Raw genomic sequence first — 14,325 nt, 5'->3', positions numbered from 1 at the left:
ATGATCAATCGTCTCAAACGAGCAGATGGGCAAGTGCAAGGCATTTTAAGAATGATGGAAGCAGAAAAAGATTGTGCAGCCGTGGTAACACAGCTCACCGCAGTTCGCTCAAGTTTAGACAGCTTGATTGGGCTCATTGTAGCAGAAAATTTGAAAACCTGTCTCCTTTCAGAGGAGGAGGGGCAACGCGAAGAGAAAATAGATGAAGCCATCAAAATGATTGTGAAAAAATAGTAAAAAGTTACTGACCAGCCGGCCAGTAGCTTTTTATAAGCGAAAATCTCTTTCTTAATATGATATAATGAAGCTTATGCAGATTGAAAAAACGAACCGAATGAACACTCTTTTTGAATTCTATGCGACGCTCTTGACGGACAAGCAAATGAATTACATTGAACTTTATTATGCTGACGATTATAGTTTAGCTGAAATTGCAGAAGAGTTTGATGTAAGCCGTCAAGCTGTTTATGATAATATCAAACGGACAGAAAAAGTACTCGAAAGTTATGAAGAAAAACTTCATTTGTTCAGTAACTATGTGGTTCGAAATCAGCTACTTGAAAGTCTTATGAAAGACTATGCTTCTGACGACTATTTAGTCCGCAAGCTGCAAGAAATTCAGCAAATTGATGAGGAAGAATTCTAAGGCAAGCTGAGGACTGCAGTTACTGACCACGCTGTCAGTAACGTGTGGTTCTAATTTTGACGTGAAAAAAGGCTGACAGAAGTTCTGAAATATGCTATAATAAGAACTCAGGTTCTAGTATTTCACTGATGATTTGGTCAGTGAAAGTACGCCTTATTTGGGGGCGTTACGGATTCGACAGGCACTGTCGCGCATGAACTGCAACTGCTGAGGGATCAGGATAATCATCCGCAGATAAATATAACTGCTAAAAATAATACACAAACTTACGCAATGGCAGCCTAAACAGCACCATGCGTGCCGGATTTCGCATCGCTGATGTGTGCTTGATGGCCTAAACCTTTAGTCAGATACGTTGCTGTGGTGGCTTGACACAGTAAAAGAGATTAAAAGCCTCGCAAAATGTTGCTGTTTGAGACTGGCTTTAGCATTTTGTTAACTTTGAGAAAGTCCTATGGTTGTAGACGTTGATGTAGCAAGGTGTTTGGACGCGGGTTCGACTCCCGCCGCCTCCACTATTTAGTTTATAGAGAAACTTATAAACAAATCAATCGCTCAATAGAGCGATTTTTGATTGATTTAAGGAAAGCACGATAAAATAAGTCATACTCTAATATTTAATTAGTTTTAACCTAACTTGTCCTTCAGTATTTTTGAAGGACTTTTTATATAAAATACATCCCTCAAGCAGTGAAGATGCGTGGACATTTGAATTTATTAACCCCAAATTTTAGTTTGTACTTTGTTTACTCGTTTTGGCTTCATTTAAGGGAGTGGTCGTATAATATCTTTATTCCAATAAATTTTTCATAAAGTTTACTCCTAAGCATCTCACTCTCGTGAGGTGTTTTTTGCATTCAAATAAAGAAATCTCAATTTTGGACTCTCTCAAGAAGCTAACAACTTTTTGTTAAATTTTGCTATAATTATTAGAAAGAGTTTTTTACGAGTGCTGTAAACACTTGAAAAAAGATCATTTTATCTAAAAGTAGACGACGAAGGTCGTCTTTCATTATGACCATTGTTAATGAAGAGGAGATAGTATATTGAAACATTTTAGGGGGGCGATTTTTGTTAGTATCCTTGCATTAATCATAGCCTATATTTATGGAGGGATGACAGCGCTGGTATTAGCAGCCATACTTGGAGTAATGGAGATCTCCCTATCTTTTGATAATGCAATCGTTAATGCCCGAATTTTAGAGCGGATGAGTTACAAGTGGCGGGAAGTCTTTTTGACTGTTGGGATGCTTATCGCCGTTTTAGGTATGAGATTTCTCTTTCCCCTGCTCGTGGTCTCCATCTCAGCACACCTCAATCCAATCGATGCACTAATGCTTGCAATGGCTAAAGGAGATCCAAGTCAGCCTGGGACTTATGCCTATATCCTCAATCATGCTCACCCCATGATTGCAGCTTTTGGTGGGATGTTCCTTTTAATGCTGGCTTTAGACTTTTTCTTTGATTTTCAAGTCGTACATTGGCTAGGATTTCCAGAAAAAATACTAAGAAAAATAGGGCGCTTCCCTGCAGCAACTTCCTTATGTTCACTCATCCTCTTACTTATCCTTAGCCACTTCGTTGCAAAAGATTCTTTTCTCGTTTTATTTTCTGGGCTAATAGGAATAGTCTTATACTTAGCAGTCCAAGGCCTGGGTCATCTTATGGCTCAACATGGTACTCTAGCAGAAGTGGAAGAAGAACTAGAAAATTCAAATTCGAAACAATCTACTCCCCCTGTTTTATTGACGGGTAAGGCTGCATTTGGTCTCTTTTTGTATTTAGAAATGATTGATGCATCTTTTTCTTTCGATGGAGCAATCGGCGCTTTTGCCATAACACCAGATCCAATAATCATTATGCTAGGTCTAGGATTTATAGGTGCAATGTTTGTCCGTTCTTTAACAATTTTTCTTGTAGAAAAAGGAACACTTAATGAACTAATTTATCTGGAACACGGAGCACATTGGGCAATTCTTATTTTAGCAATTCTTTTGCTGCTTTCTATTGCTATAGAAATACCAGAAATTATCACTGGAGTTTTAGGCGCAATCATAATAGGGTGCTCTTTGATTTCCAGTCTGTTTTACAATAGAAAGAGTAGACGGTAGTAAAAATAAGAAAGTAAACGCTTGCTCTGGTGTGGTTTATATAATACAATAGTCTTAATAAGACGAAGGAGGTCGAATTATGCCAGAGAAAATCTTCGGTTCACTAGAAAAACCAGAACCAGACAAAAACATCAAAAAGGAAGAATTGAAAAATGTTACCGTTGATCATCAAGACGGTATTCAAGAAACCTTTGATAAAACAACAAGTAAAGCAGAAGAGTTCCTTGGAGAAGCTGCTCATGCGCTTGATAAGGCACTCCCAGAAGAATAATTTAGTAAGGTCCTCTCGAGGACTTTTTTAATATATTTTTAGATTTTGGGTATTAAAAAAGCATCTACTTTACGAGTTAAGTAGATGCGTTCACTGAGAGGGGTATTCGCCCATTTTTTTACTCCTTAAACTAATGCTTCCAAGTTGTTAACAGCTTCTTCAATAGTGTTACCCGCAGCGTATACATGTCGATCTGTGGCCAGGGCAGCCATAAAGATATTGTTAGATGTATCAAGTGTTACGGTGTATTGGAAAAATTTATTTTTGTTAGTGAATGTCATAATGCATTCTCCTTTCTCTAAATATTGACGAAAGGGAACTATAACGCTTATAACGAAATTCCACTATTAATTGTAGCATAAAGAAATCAGGAGGTCAAAAAAAGCATCCTAAAAATTCTAGGTTGAGTAAAGTCTATAAAAACCGAACGAGCGTTTTTTTTAACATACAAACATACATTTATTTGTACTCAATTAGGCTTACTCATGGTATAATTTAAAATAAAAAAGGAGTATAGACCGATGAGGGAAAAAGTAGTTGTGAGCAAAACATGGCTTGTTTTGGCAACCTTGAGCACCGGCCTTTATTTTTATGGAAAGTTAAACTATGATGAATCCTTTACGTTTATAGGCGCAGTGGGAATCGTTGGAGCTTTAACTTGTGGTTTGACGGGTTTGATTATTAAAGCTTTGCGCAACGTCACCCGATGATACTCGAATAGTAAAGAACTTTAGCGAACGATTACTTTGGAAATTATGTATTTATTATGATAAACAGTTTAGAAATTATTGAAAAAATGAATCCGAATCAAAAAATCAATTATGATAGGGTTTTTCAAAAAGTAAGAGCATCATGGGAAGAAGACAATATCCGTCCCAGAATCTTACTACATAGCTGTTGCGCGCCTTGTAGTACCTACTCACTTGAGTATCTTACAAAATCTGCAGACGTAACAATTTACTTTGCAAATTCTAATATTCATCCTTCAAGCGAATACGAGCGGAGGATGAAAGTCCAAGAAGAATTTATTACGGAATTCAATGCACGTACAGGTGCACAGGTAGGCTTTATTGCTGGAGCATATGAACCTCAAGTTTTCCTCAAAATGGTGGCAGAAAAACATCTACAAGAAGAACCAGAAGGCGGAAATCGATGTAGTGCTTGTTTTCAGATGCGCCTTGATCTTGTAGCCGAAAAAGCAGTACAGCTAGGGTTTGATTATTTTGGGAGCGCCTTAACGCTATCTCCTAAGAAAAATAGTCAGTTAATTAATGAAATCGGTTTGGATATTCAAAAAATTTATAAAGTAAGTTATCTACCAAGTGATTTTAAAAAGAATAAAGGCTACCAGCGCTCTTTGGAAATGTGTAGAGACTATGAAATATACCGTCAATGTTATTGTGGTTGTGTCTTTGCGGCAAAACAGCAAGGGATAGATTTGAAGGCACAAAATAGAGCGGCTATTCAATTCTTGCGGATAAAAAAGGAGTGAAACCTTGACAAACGCTTCCTTTTTTAATAAAATGAAGATAAGTTAAGTATTCCAAAGGGGAGTAGCGTCGGTTCAACCGAAACAAAGTCGTCAATTCGTGGGTTCGCTCACCGGCTTTGTTGACATACATATGTATGTTTAGCAAGACCTTTGCCAGTTTTGATTTCTGGCAAAGGTCTTTTTTTATAAAAGGATGTATTATTAAAATTTTAATGAGACCTTCATTTATTAAAAAACTCAGCCAGAAGTCACTTAGAGAAAAGGAGAACATTCGTGCAGTATTACAATCAATCTACAGAAGAAGTCCTCAAAGCAACTTCTAGCCAGTTAAATGGGTTAGAACAAGAAGAAGTGGAAACGCGCCAAGCTAAAGATGGCTTTAATGAATTAGAAGCAAAAAAGAGCGCTTCTACTTGGCAACTTTTCATTGAAACACTAAAGGACCCAATGGTGATTATTTTGCTATTGGTAGCCTTCGTGCAGTTATTTCTGGGCGAATTTATTGAATCAATTGTTATTTTCATTGTATTGATGATAAATTCAGCAGTAGCAGTGATTCAAACAAAGCGTGCAGAAAGTTCATTAGACGCTCTGAGACAAATGTCAGCACCTTCAGCTAAAGTGTTACGTAATGGGGAAAAAGTTTCCATCGCAGCGCGTGAATTAGTTGTAGGCGATATCGTTTCACTTGAGGCAGGTGACTTTATTCCAGCAGATGGTAGGCTTTTAGATGTACAAAATTTGCGTGTGGAAGAAGGGATGCTCACAGGTGAATCTGAACCCGTAGAGAAAGCTTCAGATCCGATTGATGGAGAGGCGGGCCTTGGTGATCGTATTAATATGGTCTTTAGTTCTAGCTTAGTGGTCTATGGTCGTGCTGACTTTGTAGTTACGCATATCGGAAAACAGACAGAAATCGGGAAAATTGCACAAATGCTTGAAACTGCAGAAGCTAAACAAACTCCACTCCAACAAAAATTGGAGAAGTTTGGTAAACAGCTTGGTTGGGCAATCCTTGGTTTATGCTTACTGATATTTGCGGTGCAAATTCTGCGGCTGTTTACTTCTGATCAAGTCGTAGACATGCAAAAAGCAATCTTAGACTCGTTTATGTTTGCCGTAGCCGTAGCCGTGGCTGCCATTCCAGAAGCTCTCTCCTCGGTGGTGACAATTGTTCTTTCGGTAGGAACGAACAAAATGGCAAAACAACATGCGATTATGAGAAATCTTCCAGCCGTTGAAACATTAGGCTCCACCTCTGTTATTTGTACGGATAAAACGGGGACATTAACACAAAATAAAATGACTGTTGTAGAAACTTATCTACCAAGTAAGGGAACTACATCACTGGATAATTTGCAAGAGGAAGATGAAAAGTTATTGCTTAATGCGATGGTCCTCTGTAATGACTCGTCTTTCTCACAAGAAGGACAGTCGCTAGGCGACCCAACGGAAGTAGCATTGATTGCTTATAGCGATAAAATGGGTCAACCTTATCAAAAAGTACGGGAGGCTGCTCCTCGTCTCGCTGAGTTCCCATTTGACTCTGAGCGCAAGTTGATGAGTACCTTAAATGATTTTGAAGGAACAAAGACCATTTTTGTAAAAGGAGGACCAGATGTTCTCTTTACACGTTGTACTCAGGTTCTTTTAGATGGCGAGGTCCAACCATTTACAAATGAGCTTCGCAAACAATTTCAAGAACAAAATGAAAACTTCAGTAAGAAAGCCTTACGTGTGCTTGCCTATGCTTATAAACCAGCTGACCACCATGTTGAGGAGCTGACCTTAGAAGATGAAAATGATTTAATTTTAATTGGGCTTACAGCTATGATTGATCCGCCGCGTGAAGCTGTTTATGATTCAATCTCAGAAGCTAAAAAAGCTGGTATTCGTACGATTATGATCACGGGAGACCATAAGACTACGGCTCAAGCGATTGCGCAAGATATTGGTCTGATGGATGAGGGCGATCGTGCGGTCACAGGACAAGAGTTAGATGCAATGTCAGATGATCAGCTGCGTGAGGATTTGAAGAATATTTCTGTTTATGCTCGTGTCTCTCCAGAGAATAAAATCCGAATTGTACGTGCTTGGCAAAATGAGCAGCAAGTCACTGCCATGACGGGTGATGGGGTAAATGATGCTCCAGCACTGAAACAAGCGAATATTGGGATTGCTATGGGAAGTGGTACAGATGTAGCAAAAGATGCAGCAAGTATGATTTTGACAGATGATAATTTTGTCTCTATTGTATCAGCTGTCTCAATTGGACGCACGGTTTACGATAATATTAAAAAATCAATCAGCTATCTTTTTTCTGGAAACTTAGGGGCGATTATCGCAATTGTATTTGCTTTGGTTGTGGGTTGGGTTAATCCATTTACTGCGCTTCAATTACTCTTTATCAACTTAGTAAATGATTCTGTTCCTGCTATTGCTTTAGGAATGGAAAAAGAGGAACCAGATGTGATGGCTAAAGCACCTCGGCGCTTGGATGAAGGAATTTTTGCTAATGGGCTCCTGCGTATTATCCTAGTCAGAGGTACTTTAATTGGGGTTGCCGCTATCATCTCACAATATGTTGGCCAACAAATTTCGGCAGAGATGGGAGTAGCGATGGCTTTTACTACTTTGATTTTGGCACGTACATTGCAAACTTTTGCTGCGCGATCAAATTCACAAAATATCCTCCGACTTGGATTCTTCAGTAACAAGTATGTCCTTGGTGCTGTAGCCTTCTGTTTAGCTTTATACAGTTTGACTACTTTACCTTTCTTACGTGGAATCTTCTCTATTCCGGCTAATTTTGGATGGAGTCAATGGATAATTGCAGCTGGATTAGCAGTGGGAGCAGTGATCTTAATGGAAGTTTTCAAAGCAATTAATGCTGCTATCGAACATCGTCGTGCGAAGGTGGTCTTTGATAAAAATTATCCCAAATAAAGGATGTAAAAGAGTGTGAAAGGAGGGGTTCACGCTCTTTTCAAAAGTATAAAATGATAACGCTTTATAAAAAAAGAGGGGACCAATGAAGAAAAATGTTTTACCTGGCGTTGAGAAAAAGTGGCGTAAAAACTTTTATCTCTTTTTAGTGGGTCAGTTGCTGACAGGTGTGTCATCGATGGTAGTGCAATATGCAATTATCTGGTATTTGACCCTAGAGTCAGGCAAAGAGTCTGTTTTAGCGGTGGCTACCTTGATTGGTATGGTGCCAATGGTCATTCTTTCACCTTTTGTCGGTCCTTTTATTGATCGTTTGAACAAGAAAATATTATTGATTTCTTATGATGCCATTGCAGCTTTAGTGGCTTTAGGATTATTTATCTATGGGATTTCTCATGAGGTTTATCCTTTGGGATTGGTCTTTGTAACAATAGGAATACGTGCTATTGCACAGACTGCTCAGATGCCAACCGTACAATCTATTATTCCAACCATGGTTCCAGAAGAAGAAATTACCCGTGTGAATGGTCAATTTGGGATGATGCAGTCCTTGGTTTACTTGATTTCGCCTGCTCTTGGTGCATGGTTAGTTGCAGCTTTCCCTATTCACTGGGTCATTTTACTAGATGTAATTGGTTTTGTCCTGGGTACTGGAATGCTACTTTTAGTCACTATCCCTGAAGTCCCTTCTCTGGGTGAGAAAATACATTTGTTGAAAGATACAAAAGATGGCTTTAAAAAATTACATGCTAATCAGGGAATATGGAGAATTACACTAATTGGCACCTTATTTATGCTGTTATTTATGCCGGGAATCAGCCTCTATCCTTTAGTGACTACCAAATATTTTGGTGGAACGATTGTGCATGCGGGTTGGGTTGAAGTCGTTTATGCAGGAGCAATGCTTTTAGGAGGTTTCTTCGTGGGATTTTTTGGTCAGGTTAAAAATCGGATGCCTTGGATCATAGCGGCTTATCTTGTTGTTGGGGTGAGTGTTGGCTCATCAGGACTTTTACCTGGTCGGATGACGAGCTTTTGGTTATTTTTACTCTTAAATGTTTTGGCGGGATTGGTTACGCCTTTCTTTAACTCAATGAATTTGGCAATGACGCAGCAATCTTTTGAGCCACAATATTTAGGAAGGGTGATTGGGCTTGACATCCGCATTAATGGGATTAGCAGGTCCGATTGGGCTCGTATTTGCGGCACCGCTAGCAGGATGGTTAGGTGTTCAAAATATGCTAGTGATTGCAGGGCTTGGAGGTATCCTTGCTGGCCTGCTCCTTTGGATTATTCCACAGGTTCGTAACTATGATAAAAATTTGCAAAAGATACTGCAAAGAGAAGAATAAAAAATCACTGACGGGCTTGTCAGTGATTTTTTAGGCAGAAGGATTAACTTTATCATAATTTTCAAGCTGATAAGTTTCAATCATTTCGATTAATTTATCTGCATATGTAGGGTCTGTGGCGTAACCGGAGGTTTGGATCGCTTTAGCGGCGCTGGTGTAATCAGAGGCCGTAAGGACACTGGCATACTGATTAGGGTTCCAAGTTGTCCCTTCTACAAAAAGTTTGCTGTGGGCTTCCACAGCTGCTTGGTAACTTTCATAAACTCGAAATTGCCCTTGGATGGTCACCCATTGGTCATTTTCATATTCTTGGGTATCTAGAGTTACTGTTGGGACATCACCAGACGCTTTGACACCAAAGAGATTATGGTATTTACTTGCCAAAGTACTTTGGCCAAAATTAGATTCTAGGCAAGCTTGAGCAATCGTAACTGATGCGAGGATATTATATTCTTGTTGGTTTTTTTGAGCGAGGGGTGCGATATCACGAATAAAATTATATTGAACCATTTGCTTAACTTCTGCAGCGCTTTTGGAGTCACTGACGGTCCTGTCAGTAATACTTTTTCCATAAGTCAGCGCCAACCAGCTAAGTGCAAGGATGAGAATGATTTTGCTTAAAGCGGAGACCCGAGAAGGCTTACCTCTACGCCGAGATTTATTTTTCATAAGGCTAGTTTATCATAAAATAGAAAAGTTGGGTAAAATACGAAAATTAGAATCGACACGCTAGCAAAAAAAAGGTGAAAACGGTATACTTATCAATGAACAGTGTGACTGATCAGCAGTCTTTCACCCGAAAAGAATGATTCTGGAGGAAAAAATGAATTTTTATGATTTTGAAGCCATTAAAATGAATGGTGAGAAAGTAGCAATGTCTGATTATCAAGGAAAAGTCGTCATTGTTGTGAACACCGCAAGTACATGTGGTTTAACGCCACAATTTGAAGGATTGGAAGAGCTTTATAAAAAATATCATGCTCAAGGCTTAGAAATTTTGGGCTTTCCCTGCAATCAATTTGCTAATCAAGATGCAGGAGATAATGACTCCATCAATGAATTTTGCCAACGCAATTATGGGGTGACTTTTACCATGTTTCAAAAAATAAAAGTGAATGGTAAAGAGGCGCATCCGCTCTATCAGTTTTTGAAAAAAGAAGCCAAAGGTACGGTAGGAAGTACGATTAAATGGAATTTCACAAAATTTGTGATTGACCGTCAAGGGCAAGTAGTCAGTCGCTTTGCCCCTGCGACGGAGCCAAAAGAGATGGAAGCAGATCTACAAAAACTACTTTGAAAAAGCTAGCGCTTGTAATGTCTGTGATATTTTGCTAAACTAATAAAAATAAAACTTTTAATCTAGTCCAGAGAGGCTAGCAAGGTTGTGCATCAAGAAAAAAATTCTATAAGTTACTGACAAAGCTGTCAGTTCTTCTGTGTCAGTGATTGAAGAACCCAGACGTTTTGGTAAGTAATGAAAATGATTATTTTGGGACACATCTGCTAGGTTTCTGGCAGATGTTTTTTGTTGAATTGGGTACAAAAAGTACTCAAAGATTGAAGGAGAAAACAAATGCCAAAGCGTAAAGATATTAAAAAAATTCTCATCATCGGTTCCGGACCCATCATCATTGGTCAGGCTGCTGAATTTGATTATGCTGGGACTCAAGCTTGCCTTGCTTTGAAAGAAGAAGGCTATGAGGTGGTTTTGATTAATTCAAATCCTGCAACCATCATGACTGACCGTGAAATCGCAGACCGTGTTTATATCGAACCAATTACTGTTGAGTTTGTCAGTAAAATTCTCCGAAAAGAAACTCCAGATGCCCTCTTACCAACGTTGGGAGGTCAAACTGGCCTTAACATGGCAATGGAACTTTCTGAAACTGGAATCTTAGAGGAATTAGATATTGAACTTCTAGGTACAAAACTCAGCGCCATTGACCAAGCTGAAGACCGCGATCTTTTCAAAAAATTGATGGAAGAATTAGGAGAACCGATCCCAGAATCAGAGATTGTTCATACCGTTGAAGAAGCTCTGATTTTTGCACAAAGTATTGGTTATCCAGTTATCGTGCGTCCTGCTTTCACTATGGGAGGAACAGGTGGAGGAATTTGTAACACTGAAGAAGAACTTCGTGAAATAGCTTCCAATGGACTTAAATTAAGTCCTGTGACCCAATGCCTTATTGAACGTTCTATCGCAGGTTTTAAAGAAATCGAATATGAAGTCATGCGCGATTCTTCAGATAATGCTATTGTGGTTTGTAACATGGAGAATTTTGATCCTGTAGGGGTTCATACGGGAGATTCCATAGTCTTTGCACCAAGCCAAACCCTCTCTGATCATGAATATCAAATGTTACGCGATGCAAGTTTAAAGATTATTCGTGCTCTAAAAATCGAGGGAGGCTGTAATGTTCAATTAGCGCTCGATCCTGAAAGTTATAAGTATTATGTCATCGAGGTCAACCCACGTGTGAGCCGTTCTTCTGCACTGGCTTCCAAAGCGACAGGTTATCCAATTGCAAAAATGTCAGCTAAGATTGCAGTAGGAATGACACTTGATGAAATTATTAATCCAGTAACAAACACGACTTATGCTATGTTTGAGCCAGCTCTAGACTACGTGGTGGCCAAAATTGCTCGCTTTCCATTTGATAAGTTCGAACAGGGTGATCGTCAACTAGGAACACAGATGAAAGCAACAGGCGAAGTTATGGCAATTGGTCATAATATCGAAGAGAGCTTACTTAAAGCAGTACGTTCCCTTGAAATAGGGACAATCCATAATGAATTAGAAGAAGCTCAGCAGGCTTCTGATGAACAATTGTATGAGAAGATGGTCAAGGCCCAAGATGACCGCCTATTTTATGTGTCAGAAGCCATCCGTCGTGGAATCTCGATTGAGGAGATTTCTGAATTGACGAAAATAGATCTCTTCTTCTTAGATAAACTTCTCCATATTGTGGAGCTTGAAGAAGCGCTTAGTGTCAATATTTTTGACCCTGAACTCCTTAAAAGTGCAAAGCGAAATGGGTTTTCAGATCGTAAAATTGCAGCACTTTGGAATGTTGAGGAAACAGAAGTTCGCCGTCGTAGAAAAGAAAATCAAATTCTACCTGTCTATAAAATGGTTGATACATGCGCTGCTGAGTTTGAAAGCTCCACACCTTACTTTTATTCAACCTATGAGTGGGAGAATGAATCGGAAAGATCAGACAGTGAAAAAATTATCGTCCTTGGTTCTGGACCGATTCGTATCGGACAAGGTGTTGAATTTGATTATGCAACTGTACACTGTGTGAAGGCTATTCAAGCTTTGGGATACGAAGCTATCGTTATTAATTCTAATCCAGAAACAGTTTCAACAGATTTTTCTATCTCTGATAAGCTTTACTTTGAACCACTAACTTTTGAAGATGTGATGAATATCATTGACTTAGAACAACCAGAAGGTGTAATTGTCCAATTTGGCGGACAAACAGCTATCAATTTAGCCGAACCTCTCTCTAAAGCTGGGGTTAAAATTTTAGGAACGCAAGTTGAAGATTTAGACCGTGCTGAGGACAGAGATTTATTTGAAAAAGCATTACAAGATTTAGAAATTCCTCAGCCACCAGGAGCAACAGCCACTACTGAGGAAGAAGCGGTAGAAAATGCTAATAAAATTGGCTACCCTGTCCTTATCCGACCCTCATTTGTTTTAGGTGGACGAGCGATGGAGATTATTAACAATGAAAATGATTTAAGAGATTATATGAACCGTGCGGTTAAAGCATCACCAGAGCATCCCGTCTTAGTCGATTCTTATTTACAAGGACGTGAGTGCGAAGTAGATGCGATCTGTGATGGTACCGATGTACTTCTTCCAGGAATCATGGAGCACATTGAACGTGCAGGGGTTCACTCAGGGGACTCCATGGCAGTCTATCCGCCGCAAACTTTTTCACAAGAAATTATTGACACCATTGTTGATTATACGCAACGTTTGGCAATAGGTCTAAATTGTAAAGGGATGATGAATATTCAATTTGTTATTCACGAAGAACAAGTATATGTGATTGAAGTAAACCCACGTGCTTCAAGAACCGTTCCCTTTTTATCTAAAGTGACAAATATTCCGATGGCACAACTTGCTACAAAGATGATTTTAGGTAAAACACTAAACGAGCTCGGGTATAAATCAGGTCTTGCACCAGCTTCGAAAATGGTTCATGTTAAAGCCCCTGTATTCAGCTTTACTAAATTGGCTCGTGTGGACAGTCTCTTAGGACCAGAAATGAAATCCACTGGTGAAGTAATGGGATCGGATGTAACGCTGGAAAAAGCACTTTATAAATCTTTTGAAGCAGCGAAACTTCATCTTGCTGATTATGGGTCCATTCTTTTTACAATTGCCCAAGAGGATAAAGAAGAGGCACTCCTGCTCGCTAAAGGTTTTGCCGAAATCGGTTACTCCCTGATTGCTACCCAAGGTACCGCAAAATTTTTCAAAGAGAATAAACTTCATGTCCGTGAGGTTGAAAAACTTTTAGGAAGCGAGGATGAAGAAGGCACTTTGGTAGAAGATATCCGTCAGGGACGTGTTCAAGCGGTTATCAATACGATGGGTAACACAAGAGCATCTTTGACTGCTGAAACAGATGGTTTTAGAATCCGTCAAGAAGCGATTAGTCGAGGTATTCCCCTCTTTACTTCCCTTGATACTGCAGCGGCTATCCTCAAAGTGATGGAAAGTCGTAGTTTTACTACAAAAATGATATAAATTAAAACCCTCTTTCTTAAAAGAGGGTTTTTGGTATTCAGATGAAAAAGTATTTAAGCAGATTGTTGGACAAAAGTTTTAGATTAAGCTATAAATGGAGTATATAGAATACGCTTTCATTTTTGGGTGTTGAAGGAGGACTCAGTGAAGAAAGAGATAAAACGCTATTTTTATTTGACCGCTGGCCTTTTCATCTTGAGCTTTTCACAAGTTCGTCCATCTTTTTTAGTTCAAGCGGACACAGTGGTCGATAATCAAAATGCTACGGCTAACGTCTTTTTTAATGTGACTGCTCCGTCAGCAAACACTTGGTCAATTACAGCAGGCAATTTTAGTTTTGCCGATCAAATCATATCAGGAGGACAGGTGAGCGTTAACTCTGCCTCTGATAATCCTATTGTGGTTACAAACTTATCAGGGACTAATACGGCCTTTAGTATTCAACAAAGGATAAGTGATTTTACACTCTCCACCAATTCGACGGTTCTTCCTGTCACAGCCTTTAATGTGACTGTTGGAAGTAGTACAGATGGTAAGCTTGTTGGAGCAGCTGCCATTAATATTTTTAAACAAAATGGAGAAGTGCTACGCAGTGGGAACGGGGCTAACGGGAAAATGACGAGTGGAAACGTTAGTGCACAATTACTTGTTGATGGGAGCACAAAAGCAATTGCCGCAGGGACTTACAGTGCCACTATTACATCTACTATCGTTGCGGGCCCATAGGAGGGAAAAGTAT

General features: G+C 39.3%; 13 protein-coding genes, 1 other RNA gene and 1 pseudogene. 12 read left to right on the top strand and 3 right to left on the bottom strand.

What is annotated here, in order from left to right; genetic code table 11:
• The 5 genes from JW886_RS06485 to JW886_RS06465 all read left to right on the top strand — a co-directional run bounded on the left by JW886_RS06485 (position 1) and on the right by JW886_RS06465 (position 3,028).
• Positions 1-234 (top strand): metal-sensitive transcriptional regulator, encoded by a 234-nt coding sequence (locus JW886_RS06485; protein ID WP_241003802.1) that lies wholly within the window; start codon positions 1-3, stop codon positions 232-234.
• 76 nt (positions 235-310) lie between these two features.
• Positions 311-646 carry a putative DNA-binding protein gene (locus JW886_RS06480; RefSeq protein WP_075525560.1) on the top strand — a complete coding sequence of 112 codons (336 nt, stop codon included), beginning with the start codon at positions 311-313 and terminating at the stop codon, positions 644-646.
• Between the two features lie 159 nt (positions 647-805).
• Positions 806-1,164, top strand: a transfer-messenger RNA (tmRNA) gene (gene ssrA / locus JW886_RS06475).
• 528 nt (positions 1,165-1,692) lie between these two features.
• Entirely contained in the window at positions 1,693-2,757 is a 1,065-nt protein-coding gene (locus tag JW886_RS06470) for a DUF475 domain-containing protein (RefSeq protein ID WP_205272327.1), read from the top strand.
• Between the two features lie 79 nt (positions 2,758-2,836).
• The gene (locus tag JW886_RS06465) at positions 2,837-3,028 is read left to right on the top strand and encodes a hypothetical protein (protein ID WP_075525758.1); all 192 of its coding nucleotides are present in this window, start codon (positions 2,837-2,839) and stop codon (positions 3,026-3,028) included.
• A 125-nt stretch (positions 3,029-3,153) separates the two neighbouring features.
• On the opposite strand, the gene JW886_RS06460 is transcribed toward JW886_RS06465, so the two are convergent.
• On the bottom strand, positions 3,154-3,309 hold the full coding sequence (locus JW886_RS06460) for a hypothetical protein (protein ID WP_196756723.1): 156 nt from the start codon (positions 3,307-3,309) through the stop codon (positions 3,154-3,156).
• Positions 3,310-3,549: 240 nt separating this feature from the next.
• Between JW886_RS06460 and JW886_RS06455 the strand changes: the two genes are divergently transcribed.
• From JW886_RS06455 to JW886_RS06440, 4 genes and pseudogenes are all read left to right on the top strand, one after another.
• Positions 3,550-3,738, top strand: a complete 189-nt coding sequence (locus JW886_RS06455) for a hypothetical protein (protein WP_075525757.1) — start codon at positions 3,550-3,552, stop codon at positions 3,736-3,738.
• A gap of 56 nt (positions 3,739-3,794) precedes the next feature.
• Positions 3,795-4,520: an epoxyqueuosine reductase QueH gene (locus tag JW886_RS06450; RefSeq protein WP_205871610.1), complete on the top strand. Its 726-nt coding sequence runs from the start codon at positions 3,795-3,797 to the stop codon at positions 4,518-4,520.
• 273 nt (positions 4,521-4,793) lie between these two features.
• Positions 4,794-7,466 (top strand): cation-translocating P-type ATPase, encoded by a 2,673-nt coding sequence (locus tag JW886_RS06445; RefSeq protein ID WP_205871609.1) that lies wholly within the window; start codon positions 4,794-4,796, stop codon positions 7,464-7,466.
• Between the two features lie 85 nt (positions 7,467-7,551).
• Positions 7,552-8,818: pseudogene (locus JW886_RS06440) on the top strand (MFS transporter).
• Between the two features lie 30 nt (positions 8,819-8,848).
• Here JW886_RS06440 and JW886_RS06435 read toward each other — a convergent pair.
• Positions 8,849-9,487 (bottom strand): glycoside hydrolase family 73 protein, encoded by a 639-nt coding sequence (locus JW886_RS06435; protein WP_205871608.1) that lies wholly within the window; start codon positions 9,485-9,487, stop codon positions 8,849-8,851.
• A 154-nt stretch (positions 9,488-9,641) separates the two neighbouring features.
• Between JW886_RS06435 and JW886_RS06430 the strand changes: the two genes are divergently transcribed.
• On the top strand, positions 9,642-10,115 hold the full coding sequence (locus JW886_RS06430) for a glutathione peroxidase (protein ID WP_075525752.1): 474 nt from the start codon (positions 9,642-9,644) through the stop codon (positions 10,113-10,115).
• 57 nt (positions 10,116-10,172) lie between these two features.
• Here the strand turns inward: JW886_RS06430 and JW886_RS06425 are convergent, their stop codons facing one another.
• Positions 10,173-10,316, bottom strand: coding sequence for a hypothetical protein (locus JW886_RS06425; RefSeq protein WP_205871607.1), 144 nt, complete (start codon positions 10,314-10,316; stop codon positions 10,173-10,175).
• Positions 10,317-10,391: 75 nt separating this feature from the next.
• On the opposite strand from JW886_RS06425, the gene carB reads away from it, so the two are divergent.
• Together carB and JW886_RS06415 are read left to right on the top strand one after the other, a co-directional pair.
• Positions 10,392-13,586, top strand: coding sequence for a carbamoyl-phosphate synthase large subunit (carB, locus tag JW886_RS06420; protein ID WP_205871606.1), 3,195 nt, complete (start codon positions 10,392-10,394; stop codon positions 13,584-13,586).
• A gap of 144 nt (positions 13,587-13,730) precedes the next feature.
• On the top strand, positions 13,731-14,312 hold the full coding sequence (locus tag JW886_RS06415) for a hypothetical protein (RefSeq protein ID WP_241003747.1): 582 nt from the start codon (positions 13,731-13,733) through the stop codon (positions 14,310-14,312).
• The last annotated feature ends 13 nt before the right edge of the window (positions 14,313-14,325 follow it).

Source organism: Lactococcus taiwanensis, from assembly GCF_017068355.1.
Lineage (GTDB): Bacteria > Bacillota > Bacilli > Lactobacillales > Streptococcaceae > Lactococcus > Lactococcus taiwanensis.
Note: the sequence above shows the minus strand (reverse complement) of the source record. Positions and strands in the feature narration are given on the sequence as shown.